This is a genomic window from Pedobacter superstes (genome assembly GCF_037622515.1).
GTDB classification, from domain to species: domain Bacteria; phylum Bacteroidota; class Bacteroidia; order Sphingobacteriales; family Sphingobacteriaceae; genus Paradesertivirga; species Paradesertivirga superstes.
In genome coordinates, this window is record NZ_JBBJCN010000008.1 from 86371 (window position 1) to 101762 (window position 15392).

The following is a 15392-nucleotide window of genomic DNA, read 5'->3' on the forward strand; positions in this document are numbered from 1 at the left end:
CTTGTCGAAGCCTTACAATGACATTATTTATATCCTTCTCATTTTCAGGAAGTTTTACTTAAAGCGCCTTGTCATCTCGACGGCTTCGTCAGGCTGAGCTTGTCGAAGCCCTACAATAACATAATTTATATCCTGCTCATTTTCAGGAAGTTTTACTTAAAGCACCTTGTCATCTCGACGGCAGGATAGATCCTGGGCGATACGCCTGACAAAGCGCTTTAAGATTATTTGGAATGTTAATTTGTTTTTTTTCGTCAGGCTGAGCCTGTCGAAGCCCGAGCTCAAGATTACACAGCCATTACCGCATCCGCCTGATGAACAGACACGATCTGAAAACGGTTTATTCCATCGCGCATTTCCCACTCTGCAATATCTCCCGTTTGGTACCCTAACAAGGCAACAGCCAAAGGATCCGAAATTTGAATATCGCTTGGTTTTTCTGTCGAATCCTCAATTGAGATTATGCGAATGTTAAATGTCTGCGATTTATCAATATTGCAGACAAGCACAATGGAATTCGCACTCACGACATTCCCGGGCAAATATTCCTTCATTACTATTTTTGCATTCTTCAATTCATTGGATAATATCTCTTTATTAAATGCTGAGATATGCTCAGAGAAGTAACATTCCATTAAGAATGCGAAATCCTCTTTCGTTACTATTAAATGTTGATTCTTCATAAAATCAGAATAATTAGATTAAACTTTCGGTTCTGCTATTCTTTTAACCATGTTTATGCTAAGCCAGGTAGACTAGCCGGAGATCCCATATTCAAACTCTCTGTTATTGGCAATTGCTTTCGTAATAAGATCCTTCCAGCGCCTTGCTTTGGCAGTTAGATTGCTCCGCCGGTATCCTGGATCTACAAATCTTTGGTAAAAAGTAATACGACATGCATCTCTGCAGGAATTTTCAAACTTAAGCTCCAATTGTACTGCTAAGCGCCTGACCAGCAGTTTACAGTCTTTTAAATCATGCAAATCAATGATGGTATTATTTTTATAATTGAAATAGTCTAAAAATATCACCTTTTTATTCACCTCATCCAGGACCAGCAACTTGTCAGAAAAATATTCCTTTTTACAGGAATCGAAGTGAATAAACTTTGTCATCTCATTTAGCCGTTTTCTAAGTTTCTCTTTACGCTGCAGGCTAATTACCTGATTTCTCAACAAGAAACCGATCCCAATAACAAGCGGTATTGCAACTATGATTATCATGGCAACCGGAAAATCAATCAAACCCATTTCTAAAACTCCTTTCATTAATTCATTTACTTAATTTTCACTCACATCATTTATCGTACATCAACCGACCATAAATGTGATATACTCTTTAGAAAATCATATTCTTTTCCTCCTTCTGCTTCACCTGCAAAACCTTAAAGGTTTTTACACCGTTTGGCATTTCCCACTGAACTTTCGATCCGGTTCTATATCCCAGAATGGCAATGGCAATTGGGGACAATACCGAAACGCGCTTCTTCTGCATATCAGCTTCTCCCGGTATTACGATCTGAAACCTGAAGTTTTTTCCGCTTTCCAGTTCCCGTATCTCAACCTCAGAATCCAGACAAACCGTTTCCGGTGGTAATTCGTCGTCTTTTACTATAATTGCTGTTTCTAACTCTGTCGCCAATTTCTTTTTATTGAAATCAGACAAAGTAAAAGCCTTAAGGTGCCTGGATAATAGATCCAGTTCTCTTTTAACCAGCATCAATTTTTCTGTTTTCATCGCTTTCGTTTTAAGTATTTTAATTGTTATTAATTTGCAGCCTCATGAAACCCAATTTGTAGCCGGTAGGTTCCTTAATTCGCATTTAACTCAGGCCCGAGAATAAATGCGCCTCCCTTACCGGATGCTCATCAAAGTAGATCTCCTTCAAACTTTTGACCTTAAAAAAATCCGTTTTCCGGTAAAAGTCGGCGGGTTTTACCTGGTCGAGGCTTTGGTAGCCGCATAATTCCATAAGCTTTACAGTGGCTTCAATAGTATTTCTATGAAAGTTTGCGACCCGCACTCTCTGATTCATCGCTTCGTTAGACCGGAACCTCGAGTTTGAACCGATTGCTAAAACCATGGGTGTTGTACAGTAACAGGCATTGGCTCCCAAGGCTACAGACCGTAAAATGTCATATTCTGAAACGAGCAGACCGGAGGCCAATATTTTGGTTGGTAACCCATAGCTGTCGATAGTTTTTCTGGAATACGTCAGCGCCTCAAAATATCCCCGGAGGCTTGCTTTGCTGATACTGAAAGAATCGGGACCGTCTGCTGAAACCGTTCCGTCGATCGTAATAAAATCCAGATAAATCCTTGCGGATAGCATTGATTTGCAAATACCGTTTATGACATCTCTGCCGGGGTTGAATAACCTGATTCCGATGGGTTTTCCTTCAGATAAAGTCCTTAACCTGTTTAAAAAACTGATCATTCGGTCACCCGCGAGCCGTTTCATAATATTCACCTCATGCCTTGGAAGTACAAGCTCAATCATCTTTACATAGGGCCTAGTAGCTGTTACCTGGAATAACTTTTCATTAAAAGAACTGTCCTCCTTTCTGAAGGCATAGTCTTCGTGAGATAGTTGCCAGATTAAATCGCTGCCACCTCTGATCAGGTAGGGACTAATACCGCCCTGTCCGGTATTTACTGCGCAAGCCTGAATATTTGCGCCCTCAGATAAAGCAAGTATTGACGCGTTACTCAAGAGCTTTTGGTTTAAGGCACCGATAGTCAATATGCTTAGGCTGTAAGGCTGCCTGCACTGCGGGGTGCCGATCGTAACTTTAAGATCTGTTACTTTAGGCTCAACAGCTTTTCTGTTATCGATATACCTTAAGCATTCAAAATCCGGATCGTCAGGATGTGTTAAGGTATTTCTTACGATATCTCCGGGTATATTTTTAGCCCGGTTAAGGATAAGCTCATATTGTTTTGAACTGACAACCCTGCGGAGAGAATCATCTCCAAAGAAAGATTTTGACAGGAATGGGCTTATCTTTCCCGACAGGTGTTTCAGTTTATACCGAAACGGATAATATCTCAATATGGAATGCTTCCGCCTGAAAAGGTTATGCAGCACCATCTGCCCTGCTGATAAAATGATTGCTGCAACAATGAACCATGTTAAATTGCTGATCAATCCTGCAGTGATTAAACTTATGTTTAAACTAAATAGAAATATAAAGCCAGCCCCAAGCAGGGTCCGGAATCGAATTTTTTTCATAATTGAACGTATTAAGACAGTAAAAAACCGGGAAGTTTCCTGACTGGCCCCAAACCAAAATATGGCCGGGGCCTACTTAATGAAGTCCTTGCTGCTTGTTTGGAAACAATAGCCAAAATGATAGTGTATCTGTATTCCCCGGGCATAACCGGCAAAAGAAACTCGTACACGTTTGAAGAAAAAGCTGTTAATAACGGTGTATATAGACCGGTATGATGAAATATTAATCATTTTCATTATTAATTAAAGACAGTGATGAAACTCGACGTTTGATAACTGGCCCCAAACCAAAAGCTGGCCGGGGCTTAATTAATAAAGTCCTTACTACTTATGTGGAAATAGTATCCGAACCGAAAATGACAAGCAGGGCTTTGATCAAAACCTTCGAATAAGGCTTTTAACTTTATCAAAAAGCTTTGAAAATAGCGTAGAGAAGTACTGTTAGGGCTTTGGATAATATTCATTTCTTTAATAATCAGCTTGGTAAAACAAGAATTTTGATAACCGGCCCCTTTGCCAGAATTACGGCGGGGGCTTAATTAATAAAGTCTTTGCTGCTTTTAAGGAATGAATATCCTAAAGAATAATTATGAGATTTCGGGCCACAGTACAGACCAGCCTTAATATGCATTTTTAATGCAAAGCTAAATTCTGATATTCTGTATATATGGTTAAGTGAACCCATTGTTACAAATCTCCGCTTTTAAAGTTCGAAAGCAAATTATAGATAGAAATGTTACATAGGCGGGACATATAAATTTCCTGAAAATGCAATCAAGAATAGCATCTAAACGTAACTGCTAAAGCGATTTGTGCGAAACAGCCTTTCTCTCCCTCTGGGAGAGATGCCGAAGGCAGAGAGGGTATAGCAGACTCTGCCCGGAATAGCAATCCTATTGTTCTTTGGTGATTTATCCCCGGGGTTGGTGTCCTAAAGCTAAAGCGATTTGTGCGGGGCAGCCTTTCTCTCCCTCTGGGAGAGATGCCGAAGGCAGAGAGGGTAGCAGAATCTGCTGGAATAGCAATTTTATTGTTCTTTTCCCCGGGGTTGGTGCCCTCACCACCCCCTTTCAAATCCTTAACTTATACCAATTGGGGAGACCTGAATCAGCATGGGTATGGTTTCCCTGGACTGCATTTTATCTCCCCGCAAAGGAAAGCAAGCCCTGAGGTAAAAAAACAGATCAAAAAGAAACCTGACAGGTGTTCTAATTTATGAACTGTAGTCCGGATCCGGGTCTGCCGAGGAATTTTCAAACTTCCGGGGATAAGTACCACCTTTCGCAGCACTACCTTTGATATGCGGCACATTTGAGAATTGACCTTTCCACTGGTCAATAAAAGGTTGTGCTTTATTCATCCACTCCGGTAGTTTACTCTTAATATCTTCAATGATTGAAGATCCGTCCGGACGCTTCTTTGTGATATAATGTACGCCTGCAGCAAAGGCCGCCCCTGTAATAAATAATCTGATCGTGCTCATGATTCTCTTTTCTTAATACTGGCAAAGAAAGTGCCAGTCATATAGATTTCAAAGCAGGTCAAATTAACACCTGATATACCAATGCAATCCTTAGCTTTGGCAAAAATTAAATTAATGGCATCAACAAAACTTACGATTAACAATAACGGTTCGGTTAGAATCGAGGGCGACTTTGAAATTGCTGACAAAAACGGTAATACATATGACTTACAAGGGCGTAATGTTGTTTCCATTTGTCGCTGTGGACTATCAAAAAACAAACCTTTTTGTGATGGTTCTCACAGTGGCCATTTTGAACATGAAGCAATAGCGTTTGATCTGCCTCCTAAAAAGGTTTAAACGATTTTTATTGGCACGGGCCTTATAAGGGCCGTGCCGCTTTTTGTATTCCGGCAAAGTCGAAATGACATTAAAGGTTTTTTGTCATCACAACAAAGGAGAGATCTTAGAATCATCCGCTATCTGCCAACGCTTTGAGATTTCTCCTAGGGTCGAAATGACAATAGCGCAATTCCCCCTTCGGAAACAATAAAAAACACAAAATTTCACAAAATCTCAATCAGCTGCCGCATATTTGAATATATATGGCGACAGGTACTATTTCTGATCATTCCCGCAATTACATCTACACCATTCCAAATTTCAGTTTTGCGGGATTAAACGAAATATTTATCCAGGCACATAGCGCCGAAAGCTTTAATCCGGATGAAAAAAACTTCCTGGATGTACACCCGGAAAGCATTGATATTAATTCGGCTTTATTTTCGAACCCCAACAATACTACCTTAACTTGGGTAATTCAGCAAGATGACAGCCTGCTGCTCTCCTGCCCCTGCCACTCTGTAAGCAATAAACTCTGTAGCCACCAGTCGCGGGCCCTGTATGCCATCTTAATGCGCCCCGAGATTCGCATCTTTTTTGACGCAGTTTTAAGGTCCGGCAGGTTAAAGAAATTCGCGGAGCCATATGGTTTGCAGAATGAAACCAATCTCGAAGAATATTTCCTGCTGAACTATGACAATAAAAACACTACGATAAAACCGGTTTCGGCCAGTTTATTTCCTGTTTCGGCAAACGGAGCCTTAAGGTTTGGAGAGCCATTGGAGATTCAAAACCAATATACAAAGCATGTGCCTCATACCGCTAAGGAAACGTTCCTTGTTTTTAAACAGCATAAATATTACAGGCATTTACAACTCGAAATTTTTGAATCGGGCACCACACAAAACGGTAAGCCTAAAAACCCCTTACATGCACTTAAGGTAGAAGACAAGATATGGAGCACCGAGGATGCTGCCGAATCAAAATTTTATTTTGGAATTAAACAATTTCAAAATACTCCCGCCAATGAGCGGTCTGCGGTTCAAATTGAAGGGTTAAAAGCAGTACTTAAAAATCCGCTCGGCTTTAAATTCTACCTGCATCATTCAGAAACATCGGAAAATATAGTTGCCGGCTCTTTACAGTTGTGTAACACCGGAAGTACAGTTCATAACATCGAGATCATTATAGAAAAGAAAGACCCCTTTTATGAAGTTAATGCACTGATCCGTGTCAATGACGCAAAGCATTTTCTGGATGCGGTAAGCATTAAATATGATTACTTTTTAGAGATCAATTCCCGCTTTCATCTGGCGGGAAACATAAAGCTGCTTAGCGCTATTGAGTTTTTCAAGCAACACAATAACCGTTTGTTAATCCATCATTCAAAATATGAAGAATTCAGAGACGGTATTTTAGCCGGTCTGGAAAACGATACCGAAATTAAGTATGCCTATCTGCCTGCAGCTACACCCGAGCAGATCATTGAGAACAAGCTGGACCAGCCGGCACAACGAATGATCTACCTCAAAGATTCTGATCCATTCGTTGAGCTTGACCCGGTAATGAAATACGGCGACACTGAAATTTCCATACTCAGCAAAAAACAGATCTATCCTAAGAGCATAAAAAGCAGCTTCACCCTTAGTCGGGATAAAGAGGCCGAGATAGCCTTTACCGCATTAATACTGCGGCAGCATCCGCACTTTAATGAGCAAATGGAGGATGGACTCCCCTATTTCTATCTGCATAAAAAACATTTCCTAAATGAAGCATGGTTCCTCAGCACCTTTGAAGAGTGGAGAAATCAGGGAATCAGTATTTTAGGTTTCAATAAATTAAAGGAGAATAAGCTTAACCCTAACCCGGCTAAAATAACGGTGCGCTTATTAAGCGGGATAGACTGGTTCAATGCTGATATTGATGTTTGCTACGGAAAGAAAAAAGCTACACTCAAACAGCTAAATAAGGCCGTTCGCAATAAAAGCAAATACATCTCATTCGATGACGGCACCCTTGGAATACTTCCGGCAGAATGGATAGAGAAGTTTTCGGAGTATTTTAATTCCGGGGAAATTGAGGATGACAGTTTAAAGATTCACAAAAGCAATTTCAATATTCTTAACGGGATGTTTGAAGATGAAAGCATAGATGGGCAGGTAAAAGCAGAAATTGCTTTCCTGAACGAGAAACTGCTGAACTTTGAATCGATTAAAGAAGTAGCTGTTCACCCCGAATTGAGGGCAACACTCAGGGATTACCAGAAACAGGGATTAAACTGGCTCAATTTCTTAGATGATTTTAATTTAGGGGGATGCCTTGCCGATGATATGGGGCTGGGGAAGTCAATTCAGATCATTGCCTTCATTCTATCCCAGCGGACCAAGAGATCGCAAAACACGAATTTGCTGGTGGTTCCTACTTCGCTGATCTTTAACTGGCAGGCTGAAGTTGAAAAGTTTGCTCCATCATTAAAGATGCATATCCTGTATGGCGCCAACAGGTCCTCAGACCTTAATTCATTTAAAAACTATGAGCTGATCATTACATCCTACGGAACTCTTCTTTCTGATGTGAGGTTTTTAAAGAACTATGAATTCAACTATGTCTTCCTGGATGAATCTCAGAATATAAAAAATCCCGATTCACAGCGTTATAAAGCGGCCTGCTTACTAAAGTCAAGAAATAAAATTGTGATAACGGGAACTCCGGTGGAGAATAACACGTTCGATCTGTTCGGACAGCTGTCTTTTGCCTGCCCCGGACTGCTAGGCAGCAAACAATACTTCAAAGATATCTATGCAAGTCCGATTGACACCTTTAAAGACAGTAAACGGGCCCGGGAGCTGCAGAATAAGATCAAGCCTTTTATTCTGAGAAGAACCAAGAGTCAGGTGGTGAAAGAACTGCCGGAGAAAACGGAAATGGTAGTTTACTGCGAAATGGGCACCGAACAGCAAAGAATTTATGATGCATTCGAAAAAGAATTCAGGGAATTTATCTGCAGTAAAACGAACGAGGATATCCCTAAAAATTCTATCCATGTATTAAAGGGCTTAACGCGACTGCGGCAGATTTGTAATTCACCGTTGCTCCTCAATGATGATGAAATAAATGAAAAATCTTCGGCCAAGATTGATACGCTGATGGAGCAGATCTCAGGCAAATCTGCCAATCATAAAATTCTCGTATTCTCCCAGTTTGTAAGTATGCTGGACCTGATAAAAAAGGAACTGACAGCACGGAACATCCCCTTTTCATACCTCACGGGCAGCACGAAAAACAGGAACCAGGTAGTGAAGGAATTCCAGGAAGAACAGGAGAAACGTATTTTTCTGATCAGCCTGAAGGCTGGCGGCACCGGTTTGAATTTAACGCAGGCAGATTATGTTTACCTGGTAGATCCGTGGTGGAACCCTGCGGTAGAAAATCAGGCCATAGACCGTATTTACCGTATCGGACAGAAAAAGAATGTGGTGGCTGTGAGGCTGATTTGCCCGGGAACCATTGAAGAAAAGATTATGAACATGCAGGCCGGCAAAACAGACCTGTTTAACGAGCTGATTAATACGGATGCAGGGATAGGGAAATCGTTTACTAAGGAAGGGTTGCTGGGATTATTAGGCAATCCAGTCAATTAAATTTGCGTTTTGTTATTTATGTATGCTGAAAAGATTACTCCTATCGTTATAATGACATCATTTATCTTGTTCATTTTTAACCAGTTTAAATAGGGCGTTTTGTCATCTCAACGGCAGGAGAGATCCTTGGCAATACGCCTGATAAAGGGCTTTTAAGATTATTTGGATCTTGTTATTTTCTTTAAGGTCCCAAATGCTTCTTCGAGGTCCTCCTTAGGTCGGAATGACAAAGTTGGTTAGTATATACTTTGAGCTCAATGTCCTCTCTATATTTTTCTTTCTAAAAGTTCCTTACTTATAATGAAATCATTTATATCTTGTTCATTTTAAGCAGTTTTAAATAGGGCGTTTTGTCATCTCGACGGCAGGAGAGATCTTAAATGATATTTATATATGCTGAAAAGATTCCTGCTATCGTCGGAATGACAAGCGGGCTTAGCCTGCATTGCTTCCATTATTCTCCATATATTTTTCTTTTAAATTTGGGCACTAAATCGTGGATGACGCTTAGAACTTCACCTGCAAAGTCAGGTAAAAAGTTCTGTTATCCGATGGAATAATACCCGGCCCGGGGTAACCGGTAGCGCGTCGGGTAAAATAGTATTCGTTCGTTAAGTTATTGACGTTCCCTTCTAACCTGAATCTTTTGAACTCATACGATACTCCCGCATCCATAACGGAATATGCCGGAATGATACCCACAATTCCGGAAAATCCGCCGTCAGGCGCATTGGTGGCATCCGAATATTGATCAGACAAATATGAATATTGAAAGGATGCTTTTAGCTTTTTATATCCCAGCCTGATCCCGCTTTTTAAATTCATACCGGGAACAAATTCTACCTCGTTACCTTCTATGTTTTGATCTACACTCTTTTTATACTCCGATTTTATAAAAGCGGCATTCGTGAAAACTACTCCAGTGAAATCAGTTTGAGGATGCAGAATTTTAAACAGGTCAGCTTCTGCGTACGACTCAATACCGGCAATTACAGCCTGACCAATATTTGTCCGCTTCCTGAGAACCATGGATCCCTGACTTATCTGGTATTCCCCTATCCTGTTGTTATAATTAAGATAAAATGCACTTACATCGTAATTGAAAAGGAATGTGCCTTCGCTCCGGATACCCAAATCGAAAGAATAGCCCTTCTCATCCGTCATATCCGGATCAATAACAGCAGAAGGATTTGCAATCCGTATATCACTAAAGGTAATTGAACGGTAATTCTGAGACAGATTTCCGTATATATTTACTTTGGTGCCGGGTTTATAACTTATTCCGAGGCCGGCAATTAAAAAATTTCTTTTGTTTTGACGCTTCTCCGGCGTTCTGGCGCCTAATTCAATGCTGGTCTCATCAAGGCTTGGCTTTCTTGAAGCATAGAAACCATCAGCTTTGGTATTGATAATTTCATATCTCAATCCCGGAACTACCGATAATTTCGGGCTTAGCCAGAATATATTTTCCGCGAACATTGAGACGTTTTGGTTCGGAAACTTATAATCGTTCAATATCAGCTCATCGGAATTGATATAGCTAAAATCGGCATCTTTTCCTTTGCTTCCGAAGCCCTGAACGCTGTGATTAAATCCGTGGTAATAACGGCTACCAACTAAAAGAACGGAATTGACATTTTTGATGGAATAACGTTTAAGATAACGCGCCTCAGCACCCCAGTTTTCAAAATCACCTTTAATTAAATCCCGCTCACTGTTATCGTCGGCTGTAGCTACCCGGTTTGGCCTGAAGCCTACGGTATACCTGGAAGCCGACAATCCGAAAACCCTTAAGTTAAATTCATTCTGTGCATTAAATTTATGATCGAGATTCAGAGCAAACAGGTTCCAGTTCACTTTGAACCAGTTTCTCTCTCTGTTACTTTGCAAAGGATCTCCGGCGAACATATCATCCGTTAAACCTCCCGGCTGATGTGCGAGGTAATCCATATGCGTAATATCAATTCCGGCTTTGGTTTTTTCAGTTAACTGATAGTTTACATTCGCATAGCCTGTATAACTGTCGAATTCCGAATTCGGCCTCCAGCCATTTCCTTTTTTGTATTGGAAATAAGTGTAATAACTCAGCTTATTTACTGTACCGCTGGCGCTGGTAAAAGCATTATAAAACCCATAGGAGCCTATGCTTTGGCGGGCAGTTAACTCAAGCTTCCGATCTGTAACCGGCTTTCTGATGATGAAGTTTATCAGTCCACCGAACTGGGTCCCATATTGTAAGGATGCGGCTCCCCGCACGATCTGAATTTGCCCGACTGCTTCAATCGGAGGTGTATAATAGCTTTCGGGATAACCCAGCGCATCGGCACTGATATCATACCCGTTTTGCCTGACATTAAAATTTGATGTCCGGTTAGGATCAAGACCCCGGCCTCCGATACTTAATTGTAAACCCGCCCCGTCATTTTCCCAGATATTCAGTCCTGCCACCCTCGAATAAACTTGCCTTGCATTATTCGTAGCCAGGTTGGCCACCAGCTGATCCGGAATAATAAGCTCTGATTTCTTTCCTTCGTAAATTCCCAGGTTTTCAACCGCATGAAGATGCCCAAAACCCAGCTCATTCTTTTTTACTTTTATAGCCACTTCAGAAAGCAGTTTCCTGCCGGAGCTGAGGTTAAGAACCACAGATACATCTTCACCAGCAACTGTTACAGAAAAAGTTTCTTTGCTGTACCCTATACAAGAGGCAAGTAAGGTATACTGCCCCGAAGGGATATTTTTAAAAATAAACTCGCCCTTGCTGTCTGTAACCGCAATGCTTTTATTATCATTAAGCAGGACACTGCATTTGATCACTGCCAGACTATCGTCAGTCGATATCACACTGCCAGATATTTTATATTGGGCCAGAGCCGACAGAGCAATAAAACAGAAAAATATTGTACTAAAAGCCTTTAATTTCATCGTTAAGGGGTAATATCCATGATTTGGGTTTGAAGGATTCTTCTATTTTCGCGAGGTCGGTATCGGGTGCGATAAATGCTTTGCCTCTCCTACCGTTAAGCGCGATGTAAGAATCCACATATACTTGCGGAGTGTTAAAACCGGAAATGGCATAATGATCTCTTAATATATGTGCGTACTGCAGGATCATATCCGCTTGTGCCGACATCATTTTTTCCTGCAAAGGTGTTAAAAAATCAGTGTTGTTTACCACAACTTGTTTGCCTGAAGCATCCTTCACGGTAAACTGGGCATAACCGGCTTTTTCCATTAACATTACTCTCCAGGAAAAACGGTATCCTTCCTCTGTCCAGAATAGCTCTCCGGGGTACAATAAATACCGGAACGGCATCAATAGCTGAACTGCGAAAAATATTGCAAAGCCAATTATTAAAATATTTTGACTAGGTATTTTATACTGGAAAGCATTCCGTGGCGCTAAAAAACCGGGTCCTGATTTTATCAGGATATTGATTTTGCTTATTATCTTTTTATGGAAGTCGTCGGAAAAGAAAATCAGCGCCGTAACTATCATTATATACGGGAACATCCCTATTGGGAAAAGAATAGCGGTGAGCCCGTGAAACAAAACAACTGTGATATATGCGAATAAACGGGTCCTATGGTTCCACAAAAACAAGCCGATAGTAAGATCGTAAAAACAGCCGAACCAGCTAAAGAAATAAGCGATCCAGGTATAATTAAAGAGAAATCCAATTATCGGCATGTCGTTTCTTGCTGGCAGCCAGATTTTCAGAGGCAAAGCGTGTAAAAGCCAATCGCTGTTCAATTTGGCAAGTCCGGCATAAAAATATAAAATGAAGACGAGCAGTTTTAAACTGTCGATACACCATTTGGGAATCTGATCTGCTAAGATAGTTTTGTTTCTTGCCCCGTCTACCGAAAAATAGCGATCCGCCGGAAGAAACACCATTAAAAGCAGAACCATACTGATAAAATAATAATGGTTGAGATAGGTGCTTTTATCTATCAGCTCGATATAAGTAAAAGACAAAAACAGTCCGACTATAGCCAGGCGATATAACAAGCCGATAGCAACCAGAATTGCACAGAGCGCACAAAAAGCAAAAAGTAAATAGGTATTATATCCAAGAGGCTTTACAAATTCAAAGCCGTAGAACGGGAAGTAATGAGCAGGAGTTATATAAAGATCATAAATCCAGCCTTTGCTCCAAAAACGAATGATGCTAAAGAAAAGCATCATCCCCAGTACTATTCTGAAAACAGCTAAAGGAGCTGCGTGAGTTAATTTCTGAAAATATGAATTCATGAAATTGCTGCAATGCTTTATTTAGTCGCCGTCATTATCAGTGTAGGTGATTGTGATACTGATTGCAGATGTCATATCCACTTTCAACAAGCGTACGGATTTTTGCATTTCATTATACACATCGATCATCTGCTGATTATTAGTTTGCACCACACTGCTCAGGTTTTCTGTTTGAATTGCGTTTAGCTTTTGAGTACTTGCATTAAACTGGCCGATCATCTCTTCCGGTAGTGTGGTTTGGGCATTTAGAGCCGTTAAATATGTTTTTAAAGAAGGACCTTCCACACCGGTCTTCACACTTTTACCATTAAAAAAATCTATAGCCGCCTGATGTGCTGTTTTGGCAAGTGTTAGTGAAATATCTTTTTTGTAAAAAGCTTCAACGTTTTGAGGAGATACCGTTCCGTTTAACATAACACCCGATGGAATACCGAATTTTCCGGATCTTATAGTGCGCTCGTAACTGCGAACATAACCGTTGACCATGTTTGATGTAGAAGACGACGCATCGGTACCGGTTTTACTAATAAACGTTTCTTTATAGCTGCCATTCCACTCCGCATGAACTGTTGTAAAAACAGAATTCATTTTGCTGACGATACTTTTTAAATAAGCTTTACGCTTTGCTGCATCAGCGTCGGTAGTATAGAAAGATACAATAGCAGCATCTGTATTTCCTAAACCATTAATTAAAAAATCCATTGCCGGAAAGCCTTGAGCTGTAAAATTTGAAGCAATATCCAGATTAGCAGTTCCTGAAGCAATATTAGCAGCAATAGTAACCTCATTAGCAGGATAAACATTAAAATATGAGCGCAGAGAGTATCTGTCTGCAGAACCAAATTCAAGCAATTCAACCTTTTGCCATTCAATATACGCATTAACCCAGGCTGATCTTAATTCGACAAGGGAGGCATTTGTAGGTGTAGTTGTAAAATTATCAGTTTTACTAACCAGCAAATCAAGCTTTGTTTTGAAGTTATTATAAGAGGGAATAACAATATTTTCTGTTACGTTTACAAGAACAGCTTGCCTGTCGGCCACATTTCCGGTTTCCTCTTTCTCAGGATTTCCCTTTTTTGAACATGCAAAAAATGTTGCCGCTGCCAGCAAAACCAATCCTAATCTTTTCCCTGCAAAACGTATCATATTTTTCAAATTAAAAATGGATCCGGGAGTATTCAGACCTCCGGATCCGTGGTTAACCGTGTGTTTATATTTTTAAAGCTTGAATTTTGCTTTTATGGCATCGTCGGCAGCAAGAATTTTTGCCGGTGTCAGATTATAAAAAGTATTTGTTGAACCTATTAATCCTGCTAAAATTGAATCAGAAAAACTTGCATCAGCGTCAAAAGCAGTACAAAAACGTAACGAATAAATAAAACCAAGACCTTCACCAAAGGCGTGTGCCTTTTGTGCTTCTGTTAAAGTTGCATCTTTGGATTTTGCCAGGTATCCTCTTGCTGCTAAAGCGATAGTTTTCTGCAAGATCTGTTTGATAAGAAGCGCCTGAACATTAATTTGTGCTTTATTGTTATTTACAATGGCCACACGCCCTTTTATAAATGCAGGTAAAATCTTTTTGTAATTCTCTGTATCTCTGTTATACTCCCAGGCATAAGAACCCAAAGCAAATTCTGTAGTTCCTTTCGCAGAAGCAGTTGATCCTATTAAGTAATTTGTATTTGGAGTAAGAGTCGCGAAAGCTAAATCCCAGTTATGCTCTAATTGGGTGTAATTTTTTCCGGATACTACAGCGTAATTCTCTGCATTTAACCCCTCATCTAAAAGTACATTACAGATTAAGTCGAGTTGATATGCTCCAATTAAGCCTTTTTGAATTACCTGTTGAGTTTCTATTCCTTTAGCATCTACGATATAAGCGCCACCCAACTTGCCTGCAACTCCGTCAGAGGCAGTTGTAGCAAATGATTGGCTTACACTACCCATTGTAGTAAAATCAGAAGCGAATTTTGCACGAACCACTTCAGCGGCAGTAGTATTCCATGAAGAAGCAGTAAGATTACGTAATTGAACCCCGCTTGTGTTTAAAGCAGCATCAGTAAAAGGATTACCGGTATTGCTATACATATTTACCAGAGCAGCTGCTGTGATAGCCTGAGTTTTTGATAAGGAGCAATAATTATTAATTGCCTGGAATGCTTTATATGCGTTACCTCCTTCAGTAAAATCAACAGTTGATTGTGCGTTTGCGTCAACAAATATGCTGCTGTAAGTTGAGGTTCCTGTGATTGATGAAGAGTCTATTGCCGTGCGTAAAGAAACCTTGTCATCATCATTCTTTTTACAGGAAGTGAAAACCAGTCCGGTAAAAACTATTAATCCAAGTGCTTTAAGATGGGTTCGGGTTATGCTCATTTATCCTTATGTTTATTTATACTAATTCTTAATTGCGAGCAAAATTAATTTTTAAACTCATACTATCAAAATTATTTAGAA

11 protein-coding genes are annotated in these 15392 nt (G+C 40.3%); 2 read left to right on the forward strand and 9 right to left on the reverse strand.

Translation table 11 applies throughout. The features are described from left to right. Positions 1–287: 287 nt before the first annotated feature. The 5 genes from WG906_RS17385 to WG906_RS17405 all read right to left on the reverse strand — a co-directional run bounded on the left by WG906_RS17385 (position 288) and on the right by WG906_RS17405 (position 4715). Positions 288–683 carry a GreA/GreB family elongation factor gene (locus WG906_RS17385; RefSeq protein WP_339994116.1) on the reverse strand — a complete coding sequence of 132 codons (396 nt, stop codon included), beginning with the start codon at positions 681–683 and terminating at the stop codon, positions 288–290. A gap of 72 nt (positions 684–755) precedes the next feature. Further along, positions 756–1268, reverse strand: coding sequence for a hypothetical protein (locus WG906_RS17390; RefSeq protein WP_339994117.1), 513 nt, complete (start codon positions 1266–1268; stop codon positions 756–758). A gap of 70 nt (positions 1269–1338) precedes the next feature. Further along, positions 1339–1737 carry a GreA/GreB family elongation factor gene (locus WG906_RS17395; protein WP_339994119.1) on the reverse strand — a complete coding sequence of 133 codons (399 nt, stop codon included), beginning with the start codon at positions 1735–1737 and terminating at the stop codon, positions 1339–1341. Positions 1738–1822: 85 nt separating this feature from the next. After that, complete coding sequence (locus tag WG906_RS17400) at positions 1823–3232, reverse strand: glutamate synthase-related protein (RefSeq protein ID WP_339994120.1); 1410 nt, start codon at positions 3230–3232, stop codon at positions 1823–1825. A gap of 1213 nt (positions 3233–4445) precedes the next feature. Continuing rightward, on the reverse strand, positions 4446–4715 hold the full coding sequence (locus tag WG906_RS17405; protein WP_339994121.1) for a hypothetical protein: 270 nt from the start codon (positions 4713–4715) through the stop codon (positions 4446–4448). A 114-nt stretch (positions 4716–4829) separates the two neighbouring features. Between WG906_RS17405 and WG906_RS17410 the strand changes: the two genes are divergently transcribed. Further along, positions 4830–5054 carry a CDGSH iron-sulfur domain-containing protein gene (locus WG906_RS17410; protein ID WP_339994161.1) on the forward strand — a complete coding sequence of 75 codons (225 nt, stop codon included), beginning with the start codon at positions 4830–4832 and terminating at the stop codon, positions 5052–5054. Between the two features lie 245 nt (positions 5055–5299). Next, the gene (locus WG906_RS17415; protein WP_339994122.1) at positions 5300–8677 is read left to right on the forward strand and encodes a DEAD/DEAH box helicase; all 3378 of its coding nucleotides are present in this window, start codon (positions 5300–5302) and stop codon (positions 8675–8677) included. A gap of 507 nt (positions 8678–9184) precedes the next feature. Here the strand turns inward: WG906_RS17415 and WG906_RS17420 are convergent. The 4 genes from WG906_RS17420 to WG906_RS17435 all read right to left on the reverse strand — a co-directional run bounded on the left by WG906_RS17420 (position 9185) and on the right by WG906_RS17435 (position 15311). Beyond that, positions 9185–11602, reverse strand: coding sequence for a carboxypeptidase-like regulatory domain-containing protein (locus tag WG906_RS17420; RefSeq protein WP_339994123.1), 2418 nt, complete (start codon positions 11600–11602; stop codon positions 9185–9187). After that, the gene (locus tag WG906_RS17425) at positions 11583–12932 is read right to left on the reverse strand and encodes an HTTM domain-containing protein (protein WP_339994125.1); all 1350 of its coding nucleotides are present in this window, start codon (positions 12930–12932) and stop codon (positions 11583–11585) included. The genes WG906_RS17420 and WG906_RS17425 overlap by 20 nt, the downstream gene beginning before the upstream one ends. A gap of 21 nt (positions 12933–12953) precedes the next feature. After that, complete coding sequence (locus WG906_RS17430; protein ID WP_339994128.1) at positions 12954–14081, reverse strand: imelysin family protein; 1128 nt, start codon at positions 14079–14081, stop codon at positions 12954–12956. A 72-nt stretch (positions 14082–14153) separates the two neighbouring features. After that, positions 14154–15311, reverse strand: a complete 1158-nt coding sequence (locus WG906_RS17435) for a DUF4856 domain-containing protein (protein WP_339994129.1) — start codon at positions 15309–15311, stop codon at positions 14154–14156. Positions 15312–15392 lie beyond the last annotated feature (81 nt).

Bases quoted from the DNA above. Each gene is read 5' to 3' on its own strand.
- WG906_RS17385 (WP_339994116.1), bottom strand. From the start codon at position 683: ATGAAGAATCAACATTTAATAGTAACGAAAGAGGATTTCGCATTCTTA.
- WG906_RS17390 (WP_339994117.1), bottom strand. From the start codon at position 1,268: ATGAAAGGAGTTTTAGAAATGGGTTTGATTGATTTTCCGGTTGCCATG.
- WG906_RS17395 (WP_339994119.1), bottom strand. From the start codon at position 1,737: ATGAAAACAGAAAAATTGATGCTGGTTAAAAGAGAACTGGATCTATTA.
- WG906_RS17400 (WP_339994120.1), bottom strand. From the start codon at position 3,232: ATGAAAAAAATTCGATTCCGGACCCTGCTTGGGGCTGGCTTTATATTT.
- WG906_RS17405 (WP_339994121.1), bottom strand. From the start codon at position 4,715: ATGAGCACGATCAGATTATTTATTACAGGGGCGGCCTTTGCTGCAGGC.
- WG906_RS17410 (WP_339994161.1), top strand. From the start codon at position 4,830: ATGGCATCAACAAAACTTACGATTAACAATAACGGTTCGGTTAGAATC.
- WG906_RS17415 (WP_339994122.1), top strand. From the start codon at position 5,300: ATGGCGACAGGTACTATTTCTGATCATTCCCGCAATTACATCTACACC.
- WG906_RS17420 (WP_339994123.1), bottom strand. From the start codon at position 11,602: ATGAAATTAAAGGCTTTTAGTACAATATTTTTCTGTTTTATTGCTCTG.
- WG906_RS17425 (WP_339994125.1), bottom strand. From the start codon at position 12,932: ATGAATTCATATTTTCAGAAATTAACTCACGCAGCTCCTTTAGCTGTT.
- WG906_RS17430 (WP_339994128.1), bottom strand. From the start codon at position 14,081: ATGATACGTTTTGCAGGGAAAAGATTAGGATTGGTTTTGCTGGCAGCG.
- WG906_RS17435 (WP_339994129.1), bottom strand. From the start codon at position 15,311: ATGAGCATAACCCGAACCCATCTTAAAGCACTTGGATTAATAGTTTTT.